Here is an 18070-nt window from a genome sequence, read left to right on the forward strand (position 1 = left end):
CGCGGGTGCACCATACCGCTGTCCTTTTTCTCGAGTTCGGTGCTGTTCTCCTTGGCCTGGGACTGCTGGGCGCGCTGGCGTTGCGGGTCGGCATCTCCCCCATCCCGCTCTACCTGATCGCCGGCCTGGCGTTCGGGACCGGTGGCGTGCTGCCGCTGGCCACGAGCACGGAGTTCATCTCGACCGGCGCCGAGCTGGGCGTCATCCTGCTGCTGCTCACGCTCGGCCTGGAGTACAACGCCGACGAGCTGGTCACGAGCCTGAAGGGCAACGCCCGCGCGGGCGTCGTGGACCTGGTGCTCAACGCCGCGCCCGGCGCCATCTGCGCGTTACTGCTGGGCTGGGGCCCGGTGGCGGCCGTGGCCATGGCCGGCGTCACCTACGCCACCTCCTCGGGGATCACCGCCAAGGTGCTGTCCGACCTGGGGTGGATCGGCAACCGGGAGACGCCGACGGTGCTGTCGCTGCTGGTGTTCGAGGACCTGACGATGGCGATCTACCTGCCGGTCCTGACCACCATGCTGGCGGGGCTGAGCCTGCTGAGCGGGGCCATCGCGGTGGGCATCGCGCTGCTGACCGTGACCGTGGTGCTGGTCGTGGCGCTGCGGTTCGGGCGCTTCATCGAGGCGTTCGTGTCCAGCCCGAACTCCGAGGTGCTGCTGCTGAAGGTCGTCGGGCTGGCCCTGCTGGTGGCGGGGCTGGCCCAGCAGCTGAACGTGTCGGCGGCGGTCGGCGCGTTCCTGGTCGGCATCGCGCTGTCGGGCGAGCTGGCCGAGGACGCGCAGGCGCTGCTGGCGCCGCTGCGGGACCTGTTCGCGGCGGTGTTCTTCGTCTTCTTCGGCTTCCAGACCGACCCCGGCAAGATCCTGCCGGTGGCCGGGCTGGCCACCCTGCTGGCCCTGGTCAGCATGGTCACCAAGCTCCTGACCGGCGCGTACGCGGCCCGGCGGGCCGGCATCGCCAAGGCCGGCCAGGCGCGGGCGGGCATCGCGCTCATCCCGCGCGGCGAGTTCAACATCGTCATCGCCGGGCTGGCGGTGGGCGCGGGCGTGCATCCCGACCTGGGCGCCCTGGCGGCGGCGTACGTGCTCATCCTGGCCGCCTTCGGCCCCCTGGCGGCCAAGCTGGTGCAGCCGCTCATCACCGCCATCGCCAAACGGGCCTAGCCGGGAGCCGCGTCCGCTAGTTTGTTCGCATGGCAGAGCGCAAGCACGGTGTCCCGCCGCCCCCGACGGAGAAGACGATCAGGTCCGCCGACTGGGACAGCCTCGAGCTCTCCGGCGAGAGCTACCAGCGGGTGCTGTTCCAGGACGTGGACATGACCGAGCTGGTCGATCACGGCTCCTCGTTCGAGGAGTGCCAGTTCAGGAACGTGCGGTTCAACGTGTCGGTGCACGAGGACGCCCGCTTCCTCAACTGCACGTTCTCGCGCTGCTCGTTCTTCGACGCCACGTTCAGGGGCTGCAAGCTGACGGGCAGCATGTTCGACGGCTGCACCTACGGGCTGCTGAAAGTGGAGGGCGGCGACTGGTCCTATGTCGGGCTGCCCGGCGCCGACCTGCGCGGCAGCGCCTTCCACGGCACCCGGCTGCGCGAGGCCGACCTGACCGGGGCCCGGCTGGAGGGGGCGGAGGTGCGCCGCGCCGACCTGTCGGGGGCGTGGCTGCGCGGGGCCGACCTCACGAAGTGCGACCTGCGGGGCAGCGATCTGAGCACGTTCGACCCGCACGAGGTCTCGCTGAAGGACGCGGTGATCGACCCGTTCCAGGCCACGGTCGTGGCGGCGGCGCTCGGGTTCGACGTACGCGAATAGCCCGTCACACGCGGAAAGTGCCCGGGTGCGAGACCGGCCCGTCCCACGCCAGGATGTCCGTGTGCGAGAACTCACGCCGGCCGAGCAGGCCGTGTCCGCGGCGCTCCGCCGGGGCCAGGAAATCGACCTGCGCTCGGGCGACCCCGTCCACGACTCCCCCGCCTACGCCGCCGCCTGGGATCCCGGCCGCACCATCCGCGCGGAGGTGCTGGCGGAGCTGCTGCTCGGCGAATACGCCGACCCTGGGGACAAGCCGGGCCTGCGCCTGGCCGGGGCGCGGATCACCGGCCTGCTCCACCTGGCGTTCGGCGAGATCGACTTCCCGATCACGTTCGAGGGCTGCGCCTTCGACGAGCGGCCCGACTTATACCAGGCCCGCACCCGCTTCCTCAGCTTCGCCGGCTCCCGGCTGCCGGGCCTGATCGCCTCGAACATCCAGGTCGAGGGCAACCTGCGGCTGACGGGCTGCCACGTCACCGGCGAGCTGCGCCTGCCCAGCGCCCGGATCAACGGCAACCTCACGCTGAACCGCGCCCGCCTGGACAACCCGGGCGGCACCGCCATCAACGGCGAGCACCTCGACGTCGGCAGCAACCTGCGCGCCCAGGACGGGTTCACCTGTGACGGCGAGATCATCCTGACCGCGGCCCGGGTGGGCGCGGCCGTCAACATCGACGGCGCCCGCCTGCGGGCCCCGGGAGGGGTGGCGTTCGGGGGCGGCAACATGGTCGTCCAGGTGGGGCTGTTCGCGCGGGACGTGGAGGCCGAGGGCGAGGTCAGCCTGCGGTTCGCCCGCGTGGCCGGGCCGCTCACGCTGCGCGGCTCGCGCCTGCGCAACCCCGGCGGCCTCGCGGTGCGCGGCGGCGGCCTGAACGCCGAGAGCGGCCTGTTCATGTCGCTGGTCGAGACCGAGGGCATCATCTGGCTGGAGGGCGCCGCCATCGGCCGCACGCTCAGCCTCGACGGCGCGCGCCTGCGAAACCCGGGCGGCCTGGTGCTGGCCGGCGACAACATCGTGGTCAACGGCGCGCTGCTGGCCCGCGAGGGGCTGTCGGCCGAGGGCGAGATCAGCCTGCTGAACGCGTCCGTCACCGGCCCCGCCCACTTCGAGGGCGCCCGGCTGGTCAACCCCGGCGGCGCGGCGCTGTCGGCCAACGGCATCACGGTCGGCAAGGTGCTCAACCTCTGCGACGGCTTCTCCGCCCAGGGCCGCATCCGGCTGACCAGCGCCCGGATCGGCAGCCGCCTGTGCCTCCACGACGCCACGCTGGAGGCGCCCGGCGGCGCGGCGCTCAAATGCGGGCGGATGGAGGCGCGGGAGCTGGCCCTGCGCACCGCCGAGCCGATCCGGGGCACGGTCGAGCTGCGGCACGCGCGCATCGGGTTGCTGCGCGACACCCCCGGCGTGTGGCCGGACGCGCTGCGCATGGACGGGCTGTCGTACGAGGTGCTGGAGCCCATGCTGCCGGCCGCCGAGCGGCTGGACTGGCTGCGCCGCGACCCCGACGGCTACCTGCCGCACGCCTACGAGCAGCTCGCCGCGATGTACCGGCGGCTGGGCAGCGACGCCGACGCCCGCGACACGCTGCTGGCCGGCCAGCGGCAGCGCCGCGCCACCCTCCCCTGGTACGCCGCGCTCTGGGGGCACCTCCAGGACGTCACCGTCGGCTACGGCTTCCGCCCGCTGCGCGCGGCCGGCTGGCTGGCGGCGCTGCTGGTCCTGGGCACGGTCGTGTTCGCGCTGGCCGAGCCGCCGCCGCTGAAGCGCGGGGAGGCGCCGGAGTTCAGCTCGCTGGTCTACACCTTGGACCTGCTGCTGCCGATCATCGACTTCGGGCAGGAGAAGGCGTTCAACCCGGGCGGCGGGACGCAGTGGCTGGCGTACGGGCTGATCGTGGCGGGCTGGGTGCTGGCCACGACGATCGCCGCCGGCCTGACCCGCTCCCTGCGCCGCGCCTGAGCCGCCTCGGGCGGACGGTCAGGCGTTCACCGCCCGCAGCGCGCCGGGGCGGCGGCCGGTCAGGCGGTCGAGCGCGGCCGCGGTGGCAGGGTCGGCGGGCAGGTAGACGACGATCCGCTGCTCGCCGCCGGTCAGGTCGAGCGGCTCCCTGGCAAGCCGGAGCTCGCCGGCCTCCGGGTGCGCCATGCGCTGCACGGGAGCCGTCCGCGCCGGCTGGGACGGCCCGGCCAGGCGCCCGGTGAAGGCCTCGCCCGCCGCGAACGACAGGTCGGCGATCAGCTCCGCCGCGTACGGGTCGTCGGTGCCGGCCTCGTACTTCAGCGCGGCGGCCTGCTCGTCGGCCACCCGGTCCCACTCGGGGTAGGCGATCCTGGCCCGCACGTCCGCGAACGTGTACCTGATCAGGTTGGGCGCCTCGCCCTCCAGCAGGCCGACGGGGCCGAAGAGCCGGTCGAACCCCGTGGTGCGGTCGAGCACCTCCCCCAGCCGGTTGAGCAGCACGGCGGGCGCGGGCTCCAGCCGGTCGAGCAGCGCCCGCACGGTGGGGCGCACGGTGCGGTCGGGCGCCTGCCCGGCGGCCGGGCACAGGGCGATGCCGCCGCTGCTCACCTTGGCCAGGTGGCGCAGGTGGATGCGCTCTTCCGGGGTCATGCGCAGGGCGTCGGCGAGCGTCACGAGCACCTGGACGGACGGGTTGCGGTCGCGGCCCTGCTCCAGCCTGGTCAGGTATTCGACGCTCACCCCGGCCACCGTGGCCAGCTCGGACCTGCGCAGCCCGGGCGTGCGCCGCCGGGTGCCGTCGGGCAGGCCGACGTCGGCGGGCTTGATCGCCTCGCGGCGGGCCCGCAGGAAGGCGCCCAGCTCGTTGTCGCTCACGTGCCGAGTCTAGAACCGGCGCCCCCGGCTTATCGTGGCCCTCCGGGGCCAGTCTGAGCGCGGCCTTCCTCCGCGCCCGGCGGCGGGGCAGGTTGGTGCCCATGACGAACATGAGATTGGCGGTCATCACGGGCAGCGTCCGCGAGGGCCGCTTCGGCCCCACGGTCACCCGGTGGTTCGCGGAGCAGGCGGCCACGCACGGGCTGTTCGACCCGGACGTCGTGGACCTGGCGGACACGCCGTTGCCCGCGGTGCTGCCGGCCACGGCGGAGGAGCTGGCCGACGTGCACGGGCGGCCCGCGGACCTGCGGCGCCTGGCCGGGCGGCTGGCGGAGGCGGACGCGTTCGCGGTCGTGACCCCCGAGTACAACCACAGCTTCCCCGCCTCGCTCAAGCACGCCATCGACTGGCACTCCACGCAGTGGCAGGCCAAGCCGGTCGCGCTCATCTCGTACGGCGGCTTCGGCGGCGGGCTGCGCGCGGCGGAGCACCTGCGGCAGGTGTTCGCCGAGATGCACGCGGTGACGATCCGCAACTGGATCAGCTTCGACCAGCACTGGACCCGGTTCGACGCCGACGGCCGCCTGGTGGATCATGAAGGGCCGGAGGGGGCGGCCAAGGCGCTGCTGGACCAGCTCGGCTGGTGGGGCAGGGCCCTGCGGGAGGCCCGGCTCGCCACTCCCTACCAGGCTTGAGAGGTGTCGTGATGCGTTACCGTCTGCTGGGCCGTACCGGGCTGAGGGTCTCCGAGCTGTTCCTCGGCGCGATGACCTACGGCGAGGCGTCGCCGGAGGTGCGGCGCATCTTCGACCTGTACGCCGAGGCCGGGGGCAATGTCGTGGACACCGCCTCCATGTACGGCGAGAGCGAGAGCGTCGTCGGCGAGGTCCTCCAGGGCCGCCGCGACCGGTTCGTCCTGGCCACGAAATACACCGGCACCCGCGACCGCACCGACCTGAACGCGGCCGGCAACCACCGCAAGAACCTCGTCCTGTCGCTGGAGCAGAGCCTGCGGCGGCTGCGCACCGACTACGTCGACCTGTTCTGGGTGCACGTCTGGGACCGCAACACGCCGGTCGAGGAGACGATGCGGGCGCTGGACGACGTGGTGCGCTCGGGGAAGGTGCTCTACGTGGGCATCTCCGACGCGCCGGCGTGGGTGGTCAGCCGGGCCAACACGCTGGCCGAGTGGCGCGGGTGGACGCCGTTCGCGGGACTGCAGGTGCCGTACAGCCTGCTGCAGCGGGACATCGAGCGGGAGCTGCTGCCGATGGCCCAGGCGTACGGGATGAGCGTGGCGGCGTGGGGGGTGCTGGCCCGCGGCGTGCTGTCCGGCCGGTACGCCGCGCCGGACGCGGCCGCCTCGCGCGTGTCACCCGATTCGCTCGGCGAGCGTGAGCGGGCCGCGGAGCGGGCCGTGATCAAGGTGGCCGGCGAGCTGGGCGCCACCCCCTCGCAGGTCGCGATCGCCTGGGCACTGCGGCGCGGCGTGCACCCGATCCTCGGGACGAGCAGCGCCGAGCAGCTCAAGGACAACCTGGGGGCCTCGGACGTGAGGCTGCCCGAGGAGGCGATGCGGCGGCTGGAGTCGGCGGTGGAGTTCGAGCTGGGCTTCCCCGGCGACTTCATCGGCCAGGTGGACCGCAGCCCGGACATCTACGGCGACGCCCTGCCCCGCCTCGACGGCCGCTGACCCCCGATCAGCACAGCCCCATGGCCGTCTGCCACAGGCCCGGCAGCGCCGCCAGGACCCGGTCCCCGCGGCGCCGCCGGTCGGCGAACGTCTCCGCCCCCAGGTCCGCCAGCAGCTCGCGGAGACCGTCCGTGTAGTCGGCCGCGTAGTCGTCCACGTGGTCGTCCACGTGGTCGTCCACATGGTCAGCCAGGTGGTCGGCCGCATGGTCGGCCAGGTGGTCGGCCACGTGGTCGCCGGCCGCGGCCCGCTTGGCCACGCACCGCGCGTACGTGGCCACCACCCAGAAGACGGCCTCCCGGTGCAGCCCCCGCTCGATGAGCTCGCGGGTCCCGTCGATGGCGGCCGGCCGCGCCACGGCGCTGATGTCGGAATCGAACCGGTACGAGGGCGCCCGCACCGAGGCGGCGGCGTCGAACGCCCTCTCCAGCGCCGCCAGGTGCCACCGCACCCGCGCGGCGTCGAGATCGGCGCAGCCGAGCAGCTCGAGCAGACTCTCGTGGAACTCCAGCCGCCCGTACTCGGCGAGCAGCTCGCGGACGGCCGCGTACCGGCGGCGGATCGTGGGGTTACGCAGCCCGGCCACCAGCAGGACGTGCGCGGTCGCCCCGGTGCCGAACAACCACGAGTTGACCTGGTCCACCAGCGGCGCGGACTCGTCCATGCCGTTGATCCAGCCCCGGACCCGGTCCATGGCGTTGGTGCACCGCGCCAGGATCCAGGGCCGCTCGGCGAAGTCGCGGGCCACCACGCGCTGGAGCTCCGTCAGCCGCCCCGACGGGTCGGCCAGCACGCACGGCAGGTGGAAGCTGCCGGCCAGGTGGTAGTCGCTGAGCACCTCGTGGGTGGAGCCGAGCCCGGTGATGGAGGAGACCTCCAGCAACACCTCTTTGTAGCGAAATTTCCCTATATGACCGATGCGAGCGGCCGGGTCCGAGACCACCATGACGTCCACGTCCGAGGTGGGGGCCAGCTCGGCACCCGCGTCGGCCCACAACGCCGACCCGGTCAGGAACGCCCCGCCGAAGCCGGGCAGCCCGGCGCCCTCCTCGAGCACCCACTGCCGCGCGACCTGTCTGGCCTGCTCAACCCGCATCCACTTCCTCCCGATCAGGGCCGCTGCGCGAGGTCCTGAACAGGACGAACGCACCCAGCACGACTAGCACCGCCAGCCCGCCCCAGATCCAGCCAGGGACGCCGCCCGATGCCGCGGGCCCCTCGCCGGCCGCTTCCGAGGGGCCGGCCGCCGCCGCTGGACCCGCCGCTGGATCCGTCGCTGAACCCGTGGCGGGACTCGCCGCGGCGGACGGTGCGCCCGCCGCGGACCCCTCATCGGTGGCCGAAGGCGAAGCCGATGACGAAGATGATCCTTTCACGCTGAAAGGGATTTCGCCCTCAATGGGATGCCCATCGGACGAAACGACACGCCACGCGAGCACATACGTGCCGGGCGCGAGCGGCTGCGGGAGGTCGGCGAGGACCTTGGGCCCGTCGAGCCGCGGCTTGCCCAGGGCGACCTCCTTGCCGGCCGCGTCGTGCAGCGCGACGAACGGGAACTTGACGCTCGCGGTGTATTCGAGCTCGATCTCCTCGACCGAGGACACCTGGGCGTTCTTCGCGGGAGAGCTGCGTTTGAGCGCGTCGTGGGCGAAGGCGGGTGAGGCTAGAAAAGTCACGAAAGAAGCCAGGAAAAGGGCGCAGGCGAGTGCCACCCTGCGGAAGTGCCGCGGCGTGAATGCCATGATGGGTCTCCAGAATGATCTTCCGGACGACCGGGCCCGTGGCGCCGGCGTCCGGACACAGGCAAGGGCGAAAGGGACAGGCTGCGTCAGTGACGCGCCGCCGCGGCGGGCGGCCCTCGCCTGCTGATCGTTCCGGGGACGGTCCTGCCCGCGCACGCGGCCGCGCCGGGCCGCACCGGCAGCCGCCTCGGCGGTTCCGGCCCGGCGTCCGCCCTGGCCGGGGCGGTGACGAGCAGCCGGATGACCGGGCGCGGTGCGCCGTACAGGCGGATCATGAGCCACAGCGCGCGCTCGCCGCGGTGCAGCCACCACGCCGTCAGGGCCGCCACCGTGAGGTGGACCAGCACCATGCCCGAGGACGGGTGGGCGTGCGCGTGGTCGGGGCCGATGGCGGGGGCGAGCCGGTCGAAGAGCTGGTGCAGCACCATCTGGGTGCTCACGGTGGCCGCCGGCACGGCCGCGGGGCCGCGCTCGCGGCCGTCGATCGCGTAGGCCAGGCCGAGGGCGGCCAGCACCCCGGCCAGGTAGACGCCGAACGGGACGGTCGCCCCGCCGGCCAGCGCGTGCCCGCCCGCCGACACCGCGCCGCAGACCGTCGCGAACACGACGGCCCGCGACAGTCGCAGCACCGCGGACGCCGCCACCGACCCACCCGCCGTGGCGGGCGACCCGGCGGGCGGCCCGGACGGCGCTACGGTGAGCGCCGCGGGACGCGCGGTGGGCGACGTGAAGGGCACATTCGACATCCTTCCACACGGTTCGCGGGATCCCGGAGGTTCGGAACGCTCGCGTGTGGGCAGTGGACTCCGATGGACGTCGCCACCAGCGCCGGCGAGGACCTGGAGAGGCTGGTCCGCCGGGAGCTAACGGACGCGGGTTTCACCGTCGAGCCGTCGCTGATGTCCGCCGACGGCGGGCTCGGAGTCTGGCACGACCCCACGCGCGGAGTGGTCGTCACGTGGGGCACCTCCGCCGACCAACTCGTCAAGTACGGGACCATCCGCGCCGCGGTCCAGCTCGCGCTGCGTACGGTACTGGTCGACGCGGGCCATCAGGTCAGGGAGGAGTTCAACGGCCTGGAGCTGATCGTCACTTCCTGACCTCGCGCAGCGGCCGCCCCACCTCGTGCAGGTGCCGCAGCGCCTGTCCCCATGACTCCAGCAGGCCGCATTCGACGTAGTCGATCCCGAGCGAGGCGCAGTAGTCGCGCACGATGGGCTGCGCCCGCCGCAGGTTCGCGGTGGGCATGCTGGGGAACAGGTGGTGCTCGATCTGGAAGTTCAGGCCGCCGAGAGCGGTGTTGACCAGGCGCCCGCCCCGTACGTTCCGGGAGGTCAGGACCTGGCGGCGGAGGAAGTCCAGCTCGTCCTCGGCGGTGAGCACCGGCATGCCCTTGTGGTTGGGCGCGAAGGTGCAGCCGAGGTAGACGCCATAGCACGCCTGGTGCACGACCAGGAAGAGCAGCGCCTTGGGCAGCGGCAGCACCAGGAACACCGCCCCCAGGTACGCCAGCACGTGCGCCACCAGCAGCAGCCCCTCGGTCCGCCGGCTCTTGAGCGACTCCTTGCGCAGCGCGCGGAAGCTCGACACCTTCAGGTTCAGGCCTTCGAGCGTGAGCAGGGGGAAGAACAGGTACGCCTGCCGGCGGCCGATGAACCGGGGCAGCCCCCGCGCGGCCTCGGCCTGCTTCTCCGACCAGAGGAGGACGTCGGGAGAGACGTCGGGGTCGTGGTCCTCGTGGTTGGGATTGGCGTGGTGGCGGGTGTGCTTGTCCATCCACCAGCCGTAGCTGAGCCCGACGGCCAGGTTGCCCGCGATCAGCCCGGCGATCCTGCTGGTGCGCCGCGACCGGGAGATCTGGCCGTGCGCCAGGTCGTGGGCCAGCAGTGTGACCTGCGCGAACGCCACCGCCATCAGCACGGCGATCGGGATCTGCCACCAGGAGTCGCCGACCGCGGCGAACACCGCCCAGGTCCCCGCGAACAGGGCGGCCACCAGCCCGATCCGGACCGCGTAGTAGCCGGGCCGCTTGTCGAGCAGCCCTTCCTCGGCGATGCGCCGCGACAGCTTCGCGAAGTCGCTCCCTCGCCGGGTTTGGGGGGCGGTCTCTGCGACAGTCACATTCGTCTCCGATGCCGATGAGTTTGTGATCATTCATCAGCATCGCGGGAGATGGGGGTCGCGCGGACCCCCGCTGTCACCCGTCCTCTTGGTAGTGCCCGCCCTACCAAGGGACGCCCCCGCCGCCGGGGGATCGGGCCGCCATCGCACTCAGCGTGGCACTGGACGACCTCACCTGGTGGGGAATGGCGGGCGGCGGGGGCGCCGGCTAGGCGAGCTGCAGGGCCGGCATCACCTCGGGGGCGGCGGTCCGGCCGTGGATGTGCAGGTCGGGGCGGAAGGCAGAGAGGTAGGCCGCCCGGTCGCGGAAGGTCGCGGCCAGGGCGTCACCGTAGTCGATGAGCTGCCGGTGGGCGTGCCTGCGGGGCTCGTAGCGAGCGTACAGGAGACGGTCGAGCAGCTCTGCGTCGCCCGCGGCGGCGCAGATGACGTCGGCCAGGATCTCGGCGTCGTGCAGCGTGTAGCTCATGCCCATGCCGGTCATCGGGTGGCAGGCGAAGGCGGCCGAGCCGAGGAGGGCGGCGTTGCCCTTGTGGTAGGCGTCCACCCGCAGCGAGGAGACCTTGATCCGCTGCCAGGTGGCGGGTTGCAGGGCGTTGAAGGCGTCGGAGCTCTCGGTGACGAACTTCTTCAGCTCGTCCAGCAGTGCCGGGATGCCGTCCTGGAAGATCTCCTTGTCGTCCTCCGGGGGCAGGCCGACGAACACCCTGGCCTCGTCCCTGTTGATCGGGTACAGGTAGGCCAGCCAGCCCTCGGAGCTGAAGTACAGCCGGTTGAGCTGGGCGACGCTGGCGCTGAGCGGCACGGTGGCCACCCGCATGAGCAGCCGCTCGTACGGCATCGTGCGCTGCTCGATGCCGAGCGCCTGCCGCACCGCGGACTTGGTGCCGTCGGCGCCGATCACGACGCCGGCCCGCAGCCGCCGCCCGTCGGCCAGTGTCAGCTCCTCCACGCGGCCGTCGCCCATCGCGATGTCGTCGATGCTGGCGTCGAACCAGAAGTCGACCCCCTCCATCGCGCAGGAGGTGTAGATCAGCTCGACCAGCTCCCGGTAGGGACGGATGAGGAAGCCGCCCTCCGGGTAGTGGCATTCCTGGATGGGGTCGCCATCGTGGTAATAGCGGATGATGTCGCGCCTGAGGCCACGGCGTCCGACGAGGTCAGCCAGTCCGTGCCTGGCCAGCACCCGCAGCCCGGGAGGCTTGAGGAAGTCGGCGCCCGCGCTCGGGACCGAGGGTCCCTGCTCGATGACGACGACGTGCTGGCCGCGGCGGCCGAGCAGCAAGGCCAGGAAGCAGCCGCCGAGCCCGGCGCCGACGATGGCTACGTCGCACGATGTGGTTGCCATGACGAGAGCCCTTCTAGAGGTTGAACTAGTTCGTGTGCCCGCGGGTCCCGGCGAGCGGGCCGGGTTCGGCCGCCCGCGGCCGCGGGATGTGGTCCGTGGGGGGTGTGCGGGTCTCGACTGGCAGCAGCGCGTCGGCCTCGGCCGCCACGGTGGCGAGGGTCATGCGCAGCTCGAGCAGCAGCCGGCGCGGGACCTTGACCATGACGTCGCCCGGGTCCGGCCGCAGCCGCGTGATCTTGGTCAGGGCCAGCGCTCCGATGAGCACCGAGATGGCCACGCACATCGCGAGCGCTCCGGCCAGGCCCGCGAAGGGCCCGGTCATGAACGGGTGGTCGATCACGACCGACACGACGGCGACGCCGACGGCACCGCCGACCATGCGCGCCATGGTGGCCGCGCCGACGGCGGAGGCGTACTGGTGGGGGCGGGCGGCCAGGGTGGTGGCGACGGAGGTGCCGGGCGCGAGCGCGCCGACCCCGACACCGACCACGACGCTCGCGATCAGGCCCCATACGGTGGGTCCGGCCTGCATGAGCACGAGCACGCACGCGCCGCCGCAGAGCAGGGAGCCGGCGTAGATCAGGCCGTACGCGCCGACCCGCTTGACGATCTTGCCGGCCAGGAAGCTCGTGACGACGACGGCCACCGACGTGGGGGTCAGCCACATGGCCACTTCGAGCATGGGGTAGCCGAGGTGGAGCAGGTACAGCGGCTGCACGGTCAGCAGGCCGTAGGACAGCGCGCCGAACCCCCAGGTGGCCAGCCAGCCCCAGACGAACCGGGGGCGCCGCCACAGGGCCAGGTCGATCGCGGGCAGGCGGTGGTGCCTGGCCTGCGCGAGCGCGCCGCCCAGCAGGGCCAGCGCCGCCAGCGCCAGCCACACCACGTCCATCCCCCAGGCCATGGCCTTGGAGATGGCCAGCACGATCACGGCGATGCCGGCCGCCAGCAGCCAGGCGCCGAGCACGTCCGGCACGCCCTTGGCGTTGCCGCGCCGGCCCGAGGGGAGCGCGGCGCAGGCGATCAGCAGCAGGACGCCCATGACCACGTCGGGCACGAACAGCGCCCGCCAGCCGACGGTGGCGGCCAGCCAGCCGCCGCCTGCCTGCATGAGCAGGCAGCCGAGGCCGGAGGCGGAGCTCCACAGTGCGATCGCGCCGCGCCGCTGGGATTCCGGCAGTTCCCCGAGCAGCAGCCCGAGGCTGGCCGGGATCATCGCCGCGGCGCCCGCGCCCTGGACGGCCCGCGCGGCCAGCACGAATGACCAGGACTCCACGGTCACGGTGGCGATCCCGCCCACCATGAACACCACGAGCCCGACCGCCAGCACCCGGCGGCGGCCGAACAGGTCGGCCCAGCGGCCCGCGGTGGCCAGCAGCGCCGCGATGGGGATGAAGGCCGCGCTGGTCAGCCAGACCAGGTCGCCCAGCGGCATGCCGGCGCCGGCGGGCGTGTACCGCAGCACTCCCACTGCCAGGGTGGTGGCCGTGGTGTCGGCCATCACCGTCAACATGACACCCGCACCGACCAGGCGCAGCATCACTCCGTGACGCCGGTCCGCGCCGGTCGTGCCCGTCCCCCGGACAGCGGCTGGTGACGAACGCACGTGGTTCCTCCTATGGAAGCGTCGGTCGGTCTCCGCCGGAAGCACACTCCGGCTGTGCTGACGGCGGAGCCGGACGTCGGTTCTGGCCCGGTGGTTCTGGCCCGGTGGTTCAGGCCCGTGTGGTTCAGGCCCGGTGGTTCAGGCCCGTGTGGTTCAGGCCCGGTGGTTCAAGCCCGGTGGTTCAGCGTGGTTCAGGCGCCGTACCGGCCGGGCGAGAGCAGCCCGTCCGGGTCGAGCGCGGTCTTGAGCCGGTGCAGCATGCCCAGGCCGGCGGTGCTGGTCTCGGACCAGACGTCGGCGGCGGCGTGGTCGATGTCGGAGCGGTAGATGGCGCAGCCGTGCCCGCGCAGCAGGCAGTTGCCGTCGTTGCGGAGCTGGTGCGCGCGGTAGGCCGCGTCGGGCGCGCCGCGCTCGAAGAAGATCTGGATGACGCCGTTGGCCATGTGCCTGCTGACGAGGTTCCACTCGACCATGAGGGCGGTGGTGTGCGCGTCCACGGCGGTCTGGAGCGCGGCCAGGAGGTGCTCGGTCCGGCGGGCGTGCATCGGCAGCAGCGGCAGCAGGGCCAGGAAGCCCATAGGGCCCTCGTCGATCTGGTCGCACGAGGTCACGCCGAGCGCGTTGTGCACGCCCAGGCAGGTGGGGATGCCCTGCGACATGAGCGCCCTGGCGTAGAGCGGGTCGTCCGGGCCCACCTCGGCCGTGTCCAGCACGCGCAGCGCCTCGGCGCCCTCGACCTCGATGAGCGCCTTGCGCAGCAGCTCCTCGGCCAGCTCCACGGTGGCGTCGCTGCCCATGAGCGGCCCCATGATGGTGAACAGGCTCGGGTCGACGCCGGCGGGCAGGGCCCAGTCGCCGTGGCTGGGAACCAGCGACAGCTCGCGCACCCGCATCAGCCCGTCGGCCGGGTTCCCGCGGCGCAGGAAGCCGGAGACCGCGCCGACCGCCACGCCGACCTGGTCGCGCGGGATCCGGCCGTGCACGAGCCCGATGGTCTGCGGGCGCGGCACCAGCGACACGGCCATGGCGGTGACGATGCCCAGGTTGTGCTGGACGAACGCCTGCGTCAGGTCGGGTCCGGCCACCCGGCCGTGGTAGCGGCCCGCCGGGTCGAGCCCGCCGGTGGTGACCACGCTGCCGTCGGCCAGCACGGCCTCGATCCCGGCCACGTCGTGGACGCGGGAGCGGATGCAGCCGTCGCCGCGGTCGAGCGCGTTGCCGACCACGGAGGTGTCGGCGCACGAGGCGGTGACGTTGAGCATCCACGGGGTGTCGCGCAGCACGGCGGCGAGCTGCCGCTGGGTGACTCCCGGCTCGATGACCGCGAAGCCGGCCTCCAGGTCGAGGCTGCGCACCCGGTTCATGCCGCCGAGGTCGACGACCAGGTTGTCGTCGGTGACCGGCATGGCCGAGCCCATGCCCCAGTTCCTGCCGGTGCTGATCGGGTAGAGGCGGCGCTTGTCGGTCATGGACTGCCGGACGAGTGCGCGTACCTCGTCGAGGGTGCGCGGCGTTTCGACGCCCGCCACGGATCGCGGCTGGTGGCCCCCGACGTCACGCGACCTCAGCTCCGGTCGCGATAGGTCCTGCATGGCTCTCCTCAAGGGGTGAGATTCGCTTTTCCGGCTCCCGGGGCCGGGCGCCGTTGGGGGGCACACGTCAGGGGGTGTGCTGGAGCAGGTCGTCGATGGAGCCGATGGCCTGGTTGGACATCTCCCTGATGCCGAGCAGCCGCTGCTCGACGAAGACGTCTCCGTGGACGTCTCCGTGGACATCAGCGTGGACATCACCGTGGACGTCGGCGTGAAGGTCGGCGGGGGCGGGCTGGGCGGCGTCGGGGAAGTCGAGCGTGCCGCGCGGCGCGGCCTGGGCCGGTACGTCGTGCGGGCCGTACGGGTGGCGCCGGACGTGATCGGCGCGCTCGTGCCTGGTGCGGGCGGGCAGGTGCGGGGGGGTTCGCATGACGGGAGCTCTCCTACCGGATTCGGATGGGGTTTTCCGGGCGACCGCTCGCCGTTGAGCGGCTCGAGGTCAGCGCGCGCCCTCCTCGAGGTCGGCGTGTCCGACCCGGGGAGTGACGGCCGCGGGGGTCGCCCGCGGCACGCCGTGGTTGATGACGCTCGCGGCGATGCGGCGCTCGGCCAGCCCCATGTGGGGACGGCCGCCGCCGGTGGAGCTCGGCCGTGCGGTGGCCGAGCCGCGGATCATGGAGCTGGCGTGCACCCATCGGCGCGATTCCGCCAGCACCTCACGCTGCGCGCGGATGAGGTCCGCGTGCAGGGCGTAGTGCTCGCAGACGGCCCGCGCCAGCACCCGTGCCATGACGAGGTGCTCTTCGCAGGCGCCCGCGACCTTCGCCTCCAGGCCGGTGACCTGGGCGAGGAGCAGTTGCAGATGCGGCAGGCCCGAGCCGCGCTCGAACCCGTGGAGCTCGGCCAGCCGCTCGGGCCAGCGCAGCCGCCGCTCGATCGAGGCGCACACGTCCGCCACGAGCTCCGCGGCGGGCCGGCCGTCCGGGTCGCGGCCGTCGAGCTGCACGGCCCGCTGCGCCGTCGGCCCGAAGTCGGTGAGCCTGCGCAGCCCGCTCTGGAGCAGGCGTACGCGGTTGTGCAGGCACGCGGCGCTCCAGCCGAGCACCAGCAGACGGTCGGCGTCCGCCTCGCAGTGCCAGCCCACCAGCGCCACCTCGCGGGCCATGCGGTGGTAGAGGACCCACGACTCATGCTCGGCCGGCGGCGCCGGGGTGTCGATCCACACCTGCAGGCCGCCGGGGGGCAGCTCGGCGACGCCGACCTCCATGCCGGGCACGACCCTGGCGCAGATCCGCTGGACGACCCGCTGCTGCGCGGCGGTCTCCGGCGCCATCGGCACCGGGCCCGGCAGCACGCGTTCTGGGGCCACTCTCGCCCTCGGCTCGATGCTCATATGGGCCACCTCCCGACCCGCGGTCTTCTCGACCTACGTAAATTGACACTTAATAGTGCCGTCCCGATCGTCGTAAGACCGGGGATTCCTGTCAACTGCCACTTAACGGAACCAGCATGATTCGCGCCCGGCCACCGCGCCCCGCGACGTGAACCCGCGACTTCCCGCAGGTGAATGCCGCGTTACGGAGCGTCGATGATCTAGAGTCCGTACGGTGCGCTGAATCCCGAACAACAGCCGAGGAGCGAACCCGTGCCGGTGACCAGAGCCGTGGTCGCGGCCTTGTCGATGGCCGCCGGACTGCCCGCGCACCCCGGTCCGGTGCAGGCCGGAGCCAATTACTGCGTGCTACCGGAGCACTCCCAGCAGTCCGCGCGGAGCGGGCCTTACCTGATCGATACTGCTTCCTCACTAGACTGGATTCATCCCAATCCGCCGCCTGCCGCGCGCGAGCCGACGGACTCCGAGCGCCTCGACTTCGCCGGGTTCCCGAACGTGTCGGCCCTCGACGTGACGGGCCCCCGCGGCGCCCCGGAGCAGAAGGTGATCAGCACCTTCACCACGAACGTCGACAAGGTCGTCACCCTCACCAACTCCGCGGCGGTCTCCGAGGACGGCGGGCTCACCTTCGGCCCGGCGGGCGCGACGCCGCTGCGCGAGTCCCCGGTCGAGCTGCTCGACGGCCGCTTCTTCGCCACGGAGTACTACCTGACCAGAACCGGGCCGCACACCGCCAAGCTGGGCGTGCTCACCTCGTCGGCGCTGGAGGACGGCGAGAGCTGGCTGCGCTCGGAGGCGACCCTGACCACACCGGGCGACCTGCTGCCCGGCGGCGCCGCGCACGGCGCCCCGATCCAGCTCGCCGACGGCACGATCCTGATCACCGCGTACGCCCGGTACACCGGCACGGGGGCCTACCAGTCCGAGATTTACGCCAGCGCCGACGGCGGCCGCACCTTCGAGCGGCGCGGGGTGATCGCCGCGCCGCCGCCAGGGTTGGCCTACAACGAGACCGCCGTGGAGGAGACGCTGGACGGCAGCCTGCTGGCGGTGCTGCGCCGCGACGGCGAGCCGTACTCGACGCTGCACCAGAGCCGCTCGACCGACGCCGGGCGCACCTGGTCGCCGGTGCGCGAGCTGCGCTTCGCCGGCCAGGACTGCGTGGTGCGCGGGGTGGCGCCGCGGCTGCTGCTGACCCCGGGCGGCGTCCTCGTGCTGAGCTCGGGGCGCCCGGACAACTGGCTGGCCGTCTCCCCCGACGGGCTCGGGGAGGAATGGCTGGAGCCGCGGGTGACGTACCACAACCGCGACGGGGTGTGGGACACGCACGGCTCGTCCGGCTACACCGGCCTGGCCGCGGTCGGGCCGCACCGGATCATCCAGGTGTTCGACAACTGCAAGCTGCCCGGCGTGCGGCCGGACGGGCTGCTCGACGAGACGGCGTGCCCGGCGCACGGGAGGTTCGAGCACGGCGGCTGGTACGCGGTCAAGCGGCTGCTGTTCACCGTCGCCACCGCGGGCACCAGGCTCGACCTCGCCGAGCTGCGGCGGCGCGGCGACCTGCGGATCTCCACCACCATGCGGTGGTCGAGCCGGCAGCGGCCCAGGACGCGCCCCGGCGGGGCCCTGGACGGCAGCACCGGCTACTGGTCGAGCGCCGTGAGCCGGGGCCCGGGTCGCTACGTGCTGCACTTCGACCGGCGGCGCGTCATCAGCCGCATCGGCCTCAGCCTGCGCCCGGGCCACCCGGCCGGGGCCCGCGTGTACGTCTCCGCGGACGGGCGCTCCTGGGGCGACCCGGTCGTCACGATCAAGAACAGGGTCGACCACGCCCTGCGCTACGACGAGATCGGCCGCACCGCCAGGCACGTGAAGATCGTCGTGGATCCCGCAAGGGACTGCGACCCGGAAATAGGCCGGACTTGCGGCATGCTCAACGAGGTCGAGCTCTATTCGTGAATACCCTGGCGGCCGGACAATAAAGTT

17 protein-coding genes are annotated in these 18070 nt (G+C 72.8%); 7 read left to right on the forward strand and 10 right to left on the reverse strand.

What is annotated here, in order from left to right:
• Positions 1 to 5: 5 nt before the first annotated feature.
• The 3 genes from AB0J69_RS35130 (at position 6) to AB0J69_RS35140 (ending at position 3773) form a co-directional block, all read left to right on the forward strand.
• On the forward strand, positions 6 to 1166 hold the full coding sequence (locus AB0J69_RS35130; protein ID WP_364126391.1) for a cation:proton antiporter: 1161 nt from the start codon (positions 6 to 8) through the stop codon (positions 1164 to 1166).
• A 29-nt stretch (positions 1167 to 1195) separates the two neighbouring features.
• The gene (locus AB0J69_RS35135; RefSeq protein ID WP_364126393.1) at positions 1196 to 1813 is read left to right on the forward strand and encodes a pentapeptide repeat-containing protein; all 618 of its coding nucleotides are present in this window, start codon (positions 1196 to 1198) and stop codon (positions 1811 to 1813) included.
• A 61-nt stretch (positions 1814 to 1874) separates the two neighbouring features.
• Positions 1875 to 3773 (forward strand): hypothetical protein, encoded by a 1899-nt coding sequence (locus tag AB0J69_RS35140; protein ID WP_364126396.1) that lies wholly within the window; start codon positions 1875 to 1877, stop codon positions 3771 to 3773.
• A gap of 18 nt (positions 3774 to 3791) precedes the next feature.
• On the opposite strand, the gene AB0J69_RS35145 is transcribed toward AB0J69_RS35140, so the two are convergent.
• Positions 3792 to 4649 carry a helix-turn-helix domain-containing protein gene (locus tag AB0J69_RS35145; RefSeq protein ID WP_364126399.1) on the reverse strand — a complete coding sequence of 286 codons (858 nt, stop codon included), beginning with the start codon at positions 4647 to 4649 and terminating at the stop codon, positions 3792 to 3794.
• Positions 4650 to 4750: 101 nt separating this feature from the next.
• Here AB0J69_RS35145 and AB0J69_RS35150 point away from each other — a divergent pair, with 101 nt between their 5' ends.
• Together AB0J69_RS35150 and AB0J69_RS35155 are read left to right on the forward strand one after the other, a co-directional pair.
• On the forward strand, positions 4751 to 5344 hold the full coding sequence (locus tag AB0J69_RS35150; RefSeq protein WP_364126402.1) for an NAD(P)H-dependent oxidoreductase: 594 nt from the start codon (positions 4751 to 4753) through the stop codon (positions 5342 to 5344).
• A gap of 11 nt (positions 5345 to 5355) precedes the next feature.
• Positions 5356 to 6342 carry an aldo/keto reductase gene (locus AB0J69_RS35155; RefSeq protein ID WP_364126404.1) on the forward strand — a complete coding sequence of 329 codons (987 nt, stop codon included), beginning with the start codon at positions 5356 to 5358 and terminating at the stop codon, positions 6340 to 6342.
• A 7-nt stretch (positions 6343 to 6349) separates the two neighbouring features.
• Here AB0J69_RS35155 and AB0J69_RS35160 read toward each other — a convergent pair whose 3' ends face one another.
• The 3 genes from AB0J69_RS35160 to AB0J69_RS35170 form a co-directional block, all read right to left on the reverse strand.
• The gene (locus tag AB0J69_RS35160) at positions 6350 to 7438 is read right to left on the reverse strand and encodes a hypothetical protein (RefSeq protein ID WP_364126407.1); all 1089 of its coding nucleotides are present in this window, start codon (positions 7436 to 7438) and stop codon (positions 6350 to 6352) included.
• Entirely contained in the window at positions 7428 to 8084 is a 657-nt protein-coding gene (locus AB0J69_RS35165; protein ID WP_364126409.1) for a copper resistance protein CopC, read from the reverse strand. The genes AB0J69_RS35160 and AB0J69_RS35165 overlap by 11 nt, the downstream gene beginning before the upstream one ends.
• Positions 8085 to 8170: 86 nt before the next feature.
• Positions 8171 to 8821: a hypothetical protein gene (locus AB0J69_RS35170; RefSeq protein WP_364126412.1), complete on the reverse strand. Its 651-nt coding sequence runs from the start codon at positions 8819 to 8821 to the stop codon at positions 8171 to 8173.
• A 72-nt stretch (positions 8822 to 8893) separates the two neighbouring features.
• Between AB0J69_RS35170 and AB0J69_RS35175 the strand changes: the two genes are divergently transcribed.
• Positions 8894 to 9184 (forward strand): hypothetical protein, encoded by a 291-nt coding sequence (locus AB0J69_RS35175; protein WP_364126415.1) that lies wholly within the window; start codon positions 8894 to 8896, stop codon positions 9182 to 9184.
• On the opposite strand, the gene AB0J69_RS35180 is transcribed toward AB0J69_RS35175, so the two are convergent.
• The 6 genes from AB0J69_RS35180 to AB0J69_RS35205 form a co-directional block, all read right to left on the reverse strand.
• Positions 9174 to 10205: an acyl-CoA desaturase gene (locus AB0J69_RS35180; protein WP_364126418.1), complete on the reverse strand. Its 1032-nt coding sequence runs from the start codon at positions 10203 to 10205 to the stop codon at positions 9174 to 9176. The two genes, AB0J69_RS35175 and AB0J69_RS35180, sit on opposite strands and share 11 nt — an antisense overlap.
• Before the next feature lie 208 nt (positions 10206 to 10413).
• Positions 10414 to 11553 (reverse strand): FAD-dependent monooxygenase, encoded by a 1140-nt coding sequence (locus AB0J69_RS35185; protein WP_364126420.1) that lies wholly within the window; start codon positions 11551 to 11553, stop codon positions 10414 to 10416.
• Positions 11554 to 11578: 25 nt separating this feature from the next.
• On the reverse strand, positions 11579 to 13159 hold the full coding sequence (locus AB0J69_RS35190) for an MFS transporter (RefSeq protein WP_364126423.1): 1581 nt from the start codon (positions 13157 to 13159) through the stop codon (positions 11579 to 11581).
• A gap of 191 nt (positions 13160 to 13350) precedes the next feature.
• On the reverse strand, positions 13351 to 14688 hold the full coding sequence (locus AB0J69_RS35195; protein WP_364126426.1) for an FAD-binding oxidoreductase: 1338 nt from the start codon (positions 14686 to 14688) through the stop codon (positions 13351 to 13353).
• Positions 14689 to 14818: 130 nt separating this feature from the next.
• The gene (locus AB0J69_RS35200; RefSeq protein ID WP_364126429.1) at positions 14819 to 15121 is read right to left on the reverse strand and encodes a polymer-forming cytoskeletal protein; all 303 of its coding nucleotides are present in this window, start codon (positions 15119 to 15121) and stop codon (positions 14819 to 14821) included.
• 69 nt (positions 15122 to 15190) lie between these two features.
• Complete coding sequence (locus AB0J69_RS35205) at positions 15191 to 16084, reverse strand: hypothetical protein (protein WP_364126431.1); 894 nt, start codon at positions 16082 to 16084, stop codon at positions 15191 to 15193.
• Between the two features lie 252 nt (positions 16085 to 16336).
• On the opposite strand from AB0J69_RS35205, the gene AB0J69_RS35210 reads away from it, so the two are divergent.
• Positions 16337 to 18043 carry an exo-alpha-sialidase gene (locus AB0J69_RS35210; protein WP_364126434.1) on the forward strand — a complete coding sequence of 569 codons (1707 nt, stop codon included), beginning with the start codon at positions 16337 to 16339 and terminating at the stop codon, positions 18041 to 18043.
• Positions 18044 to 18070 lie beyond the last annotated feature (27 nt).

The organism is Nonomuraea sp. NPDC049709, assembly GCF_040674815.1.
GTDB lineage: Bacteria > Actinomycetota > Actinomycetes > Streptosporangiales > Streptosporangiaceae > Nonomuraea.

Excerpts from the sequence above, each read along its gene's own strand:
- AB0J69_RS35135 (WP_364126393.1), top strand. The coding sequence starts at position 1,196 with ATGGCAGAGCGCAAGCACGGTGTCCCGCCGCCCCCGACGGAGAAGACG.
- AB0J69_RS35150 (WP_364126402.1), top strand. The coding sequence starts at position 4,751 with ATGACGAACATGAGATTGGCGGTCATCACGGGCAGCGTCCGCGAGGGC.
- AB0J69_RS35155 (WP_364126404.1), top strand. The coding sequence starts at position 5,356 with ATGCGTTACCGTCTGCTGGGCCGTACCGGGCTGAGGGTCTCCGAGCTG.
- AB0J69_RS35160 (WP_364126407.1), bottom strand. The coding sequence starts at position 7,438 with ATGCGGGTTGAGCAGGCCAGACAGGTCGCGCGGCAGTGGGTGCTCGAG.
- AB0J69_RS35165 (WP_364126409.1), bottom strand. The coding sequence starts at position 8,084 with ATGGCATTCACGCCGCGGCACTTCCGCAGGGTGGCACTCGCCTGCGCC.
- AB0J69_RS35175 (WP_364126415.1), top strand. The coding sequence starts at position 8,894 with ATGGACGTCGCCACCAGCGCCGGCGAGGACCTGGAGAGGCTGGTCCGC.
- AB0J69_RS35185 (WP_364126420.1), bottom strand. The coding sequence starts at position 11,553 with ATGGCAACCACATCGTGCGACGTAGCCATCGTCGGCGCCGGGCTCGGC.
- AB0J69_RS35200 (WP_364126429.1), bottom strand. The coding sequence starts at position 15,121 with ATGCGAACCCCCCCGCACCTGCCCGCCCGCACCAGGCACGAGCGCGCC.
- AB0J69_RS35205 (WP_364126431.1), bottom strand. The coding sequence starts at position 16,084 with ATGAGCATCGAGCCGAGGGCGAGAGTGGCCCCAGAACGCGTGCTGCCG.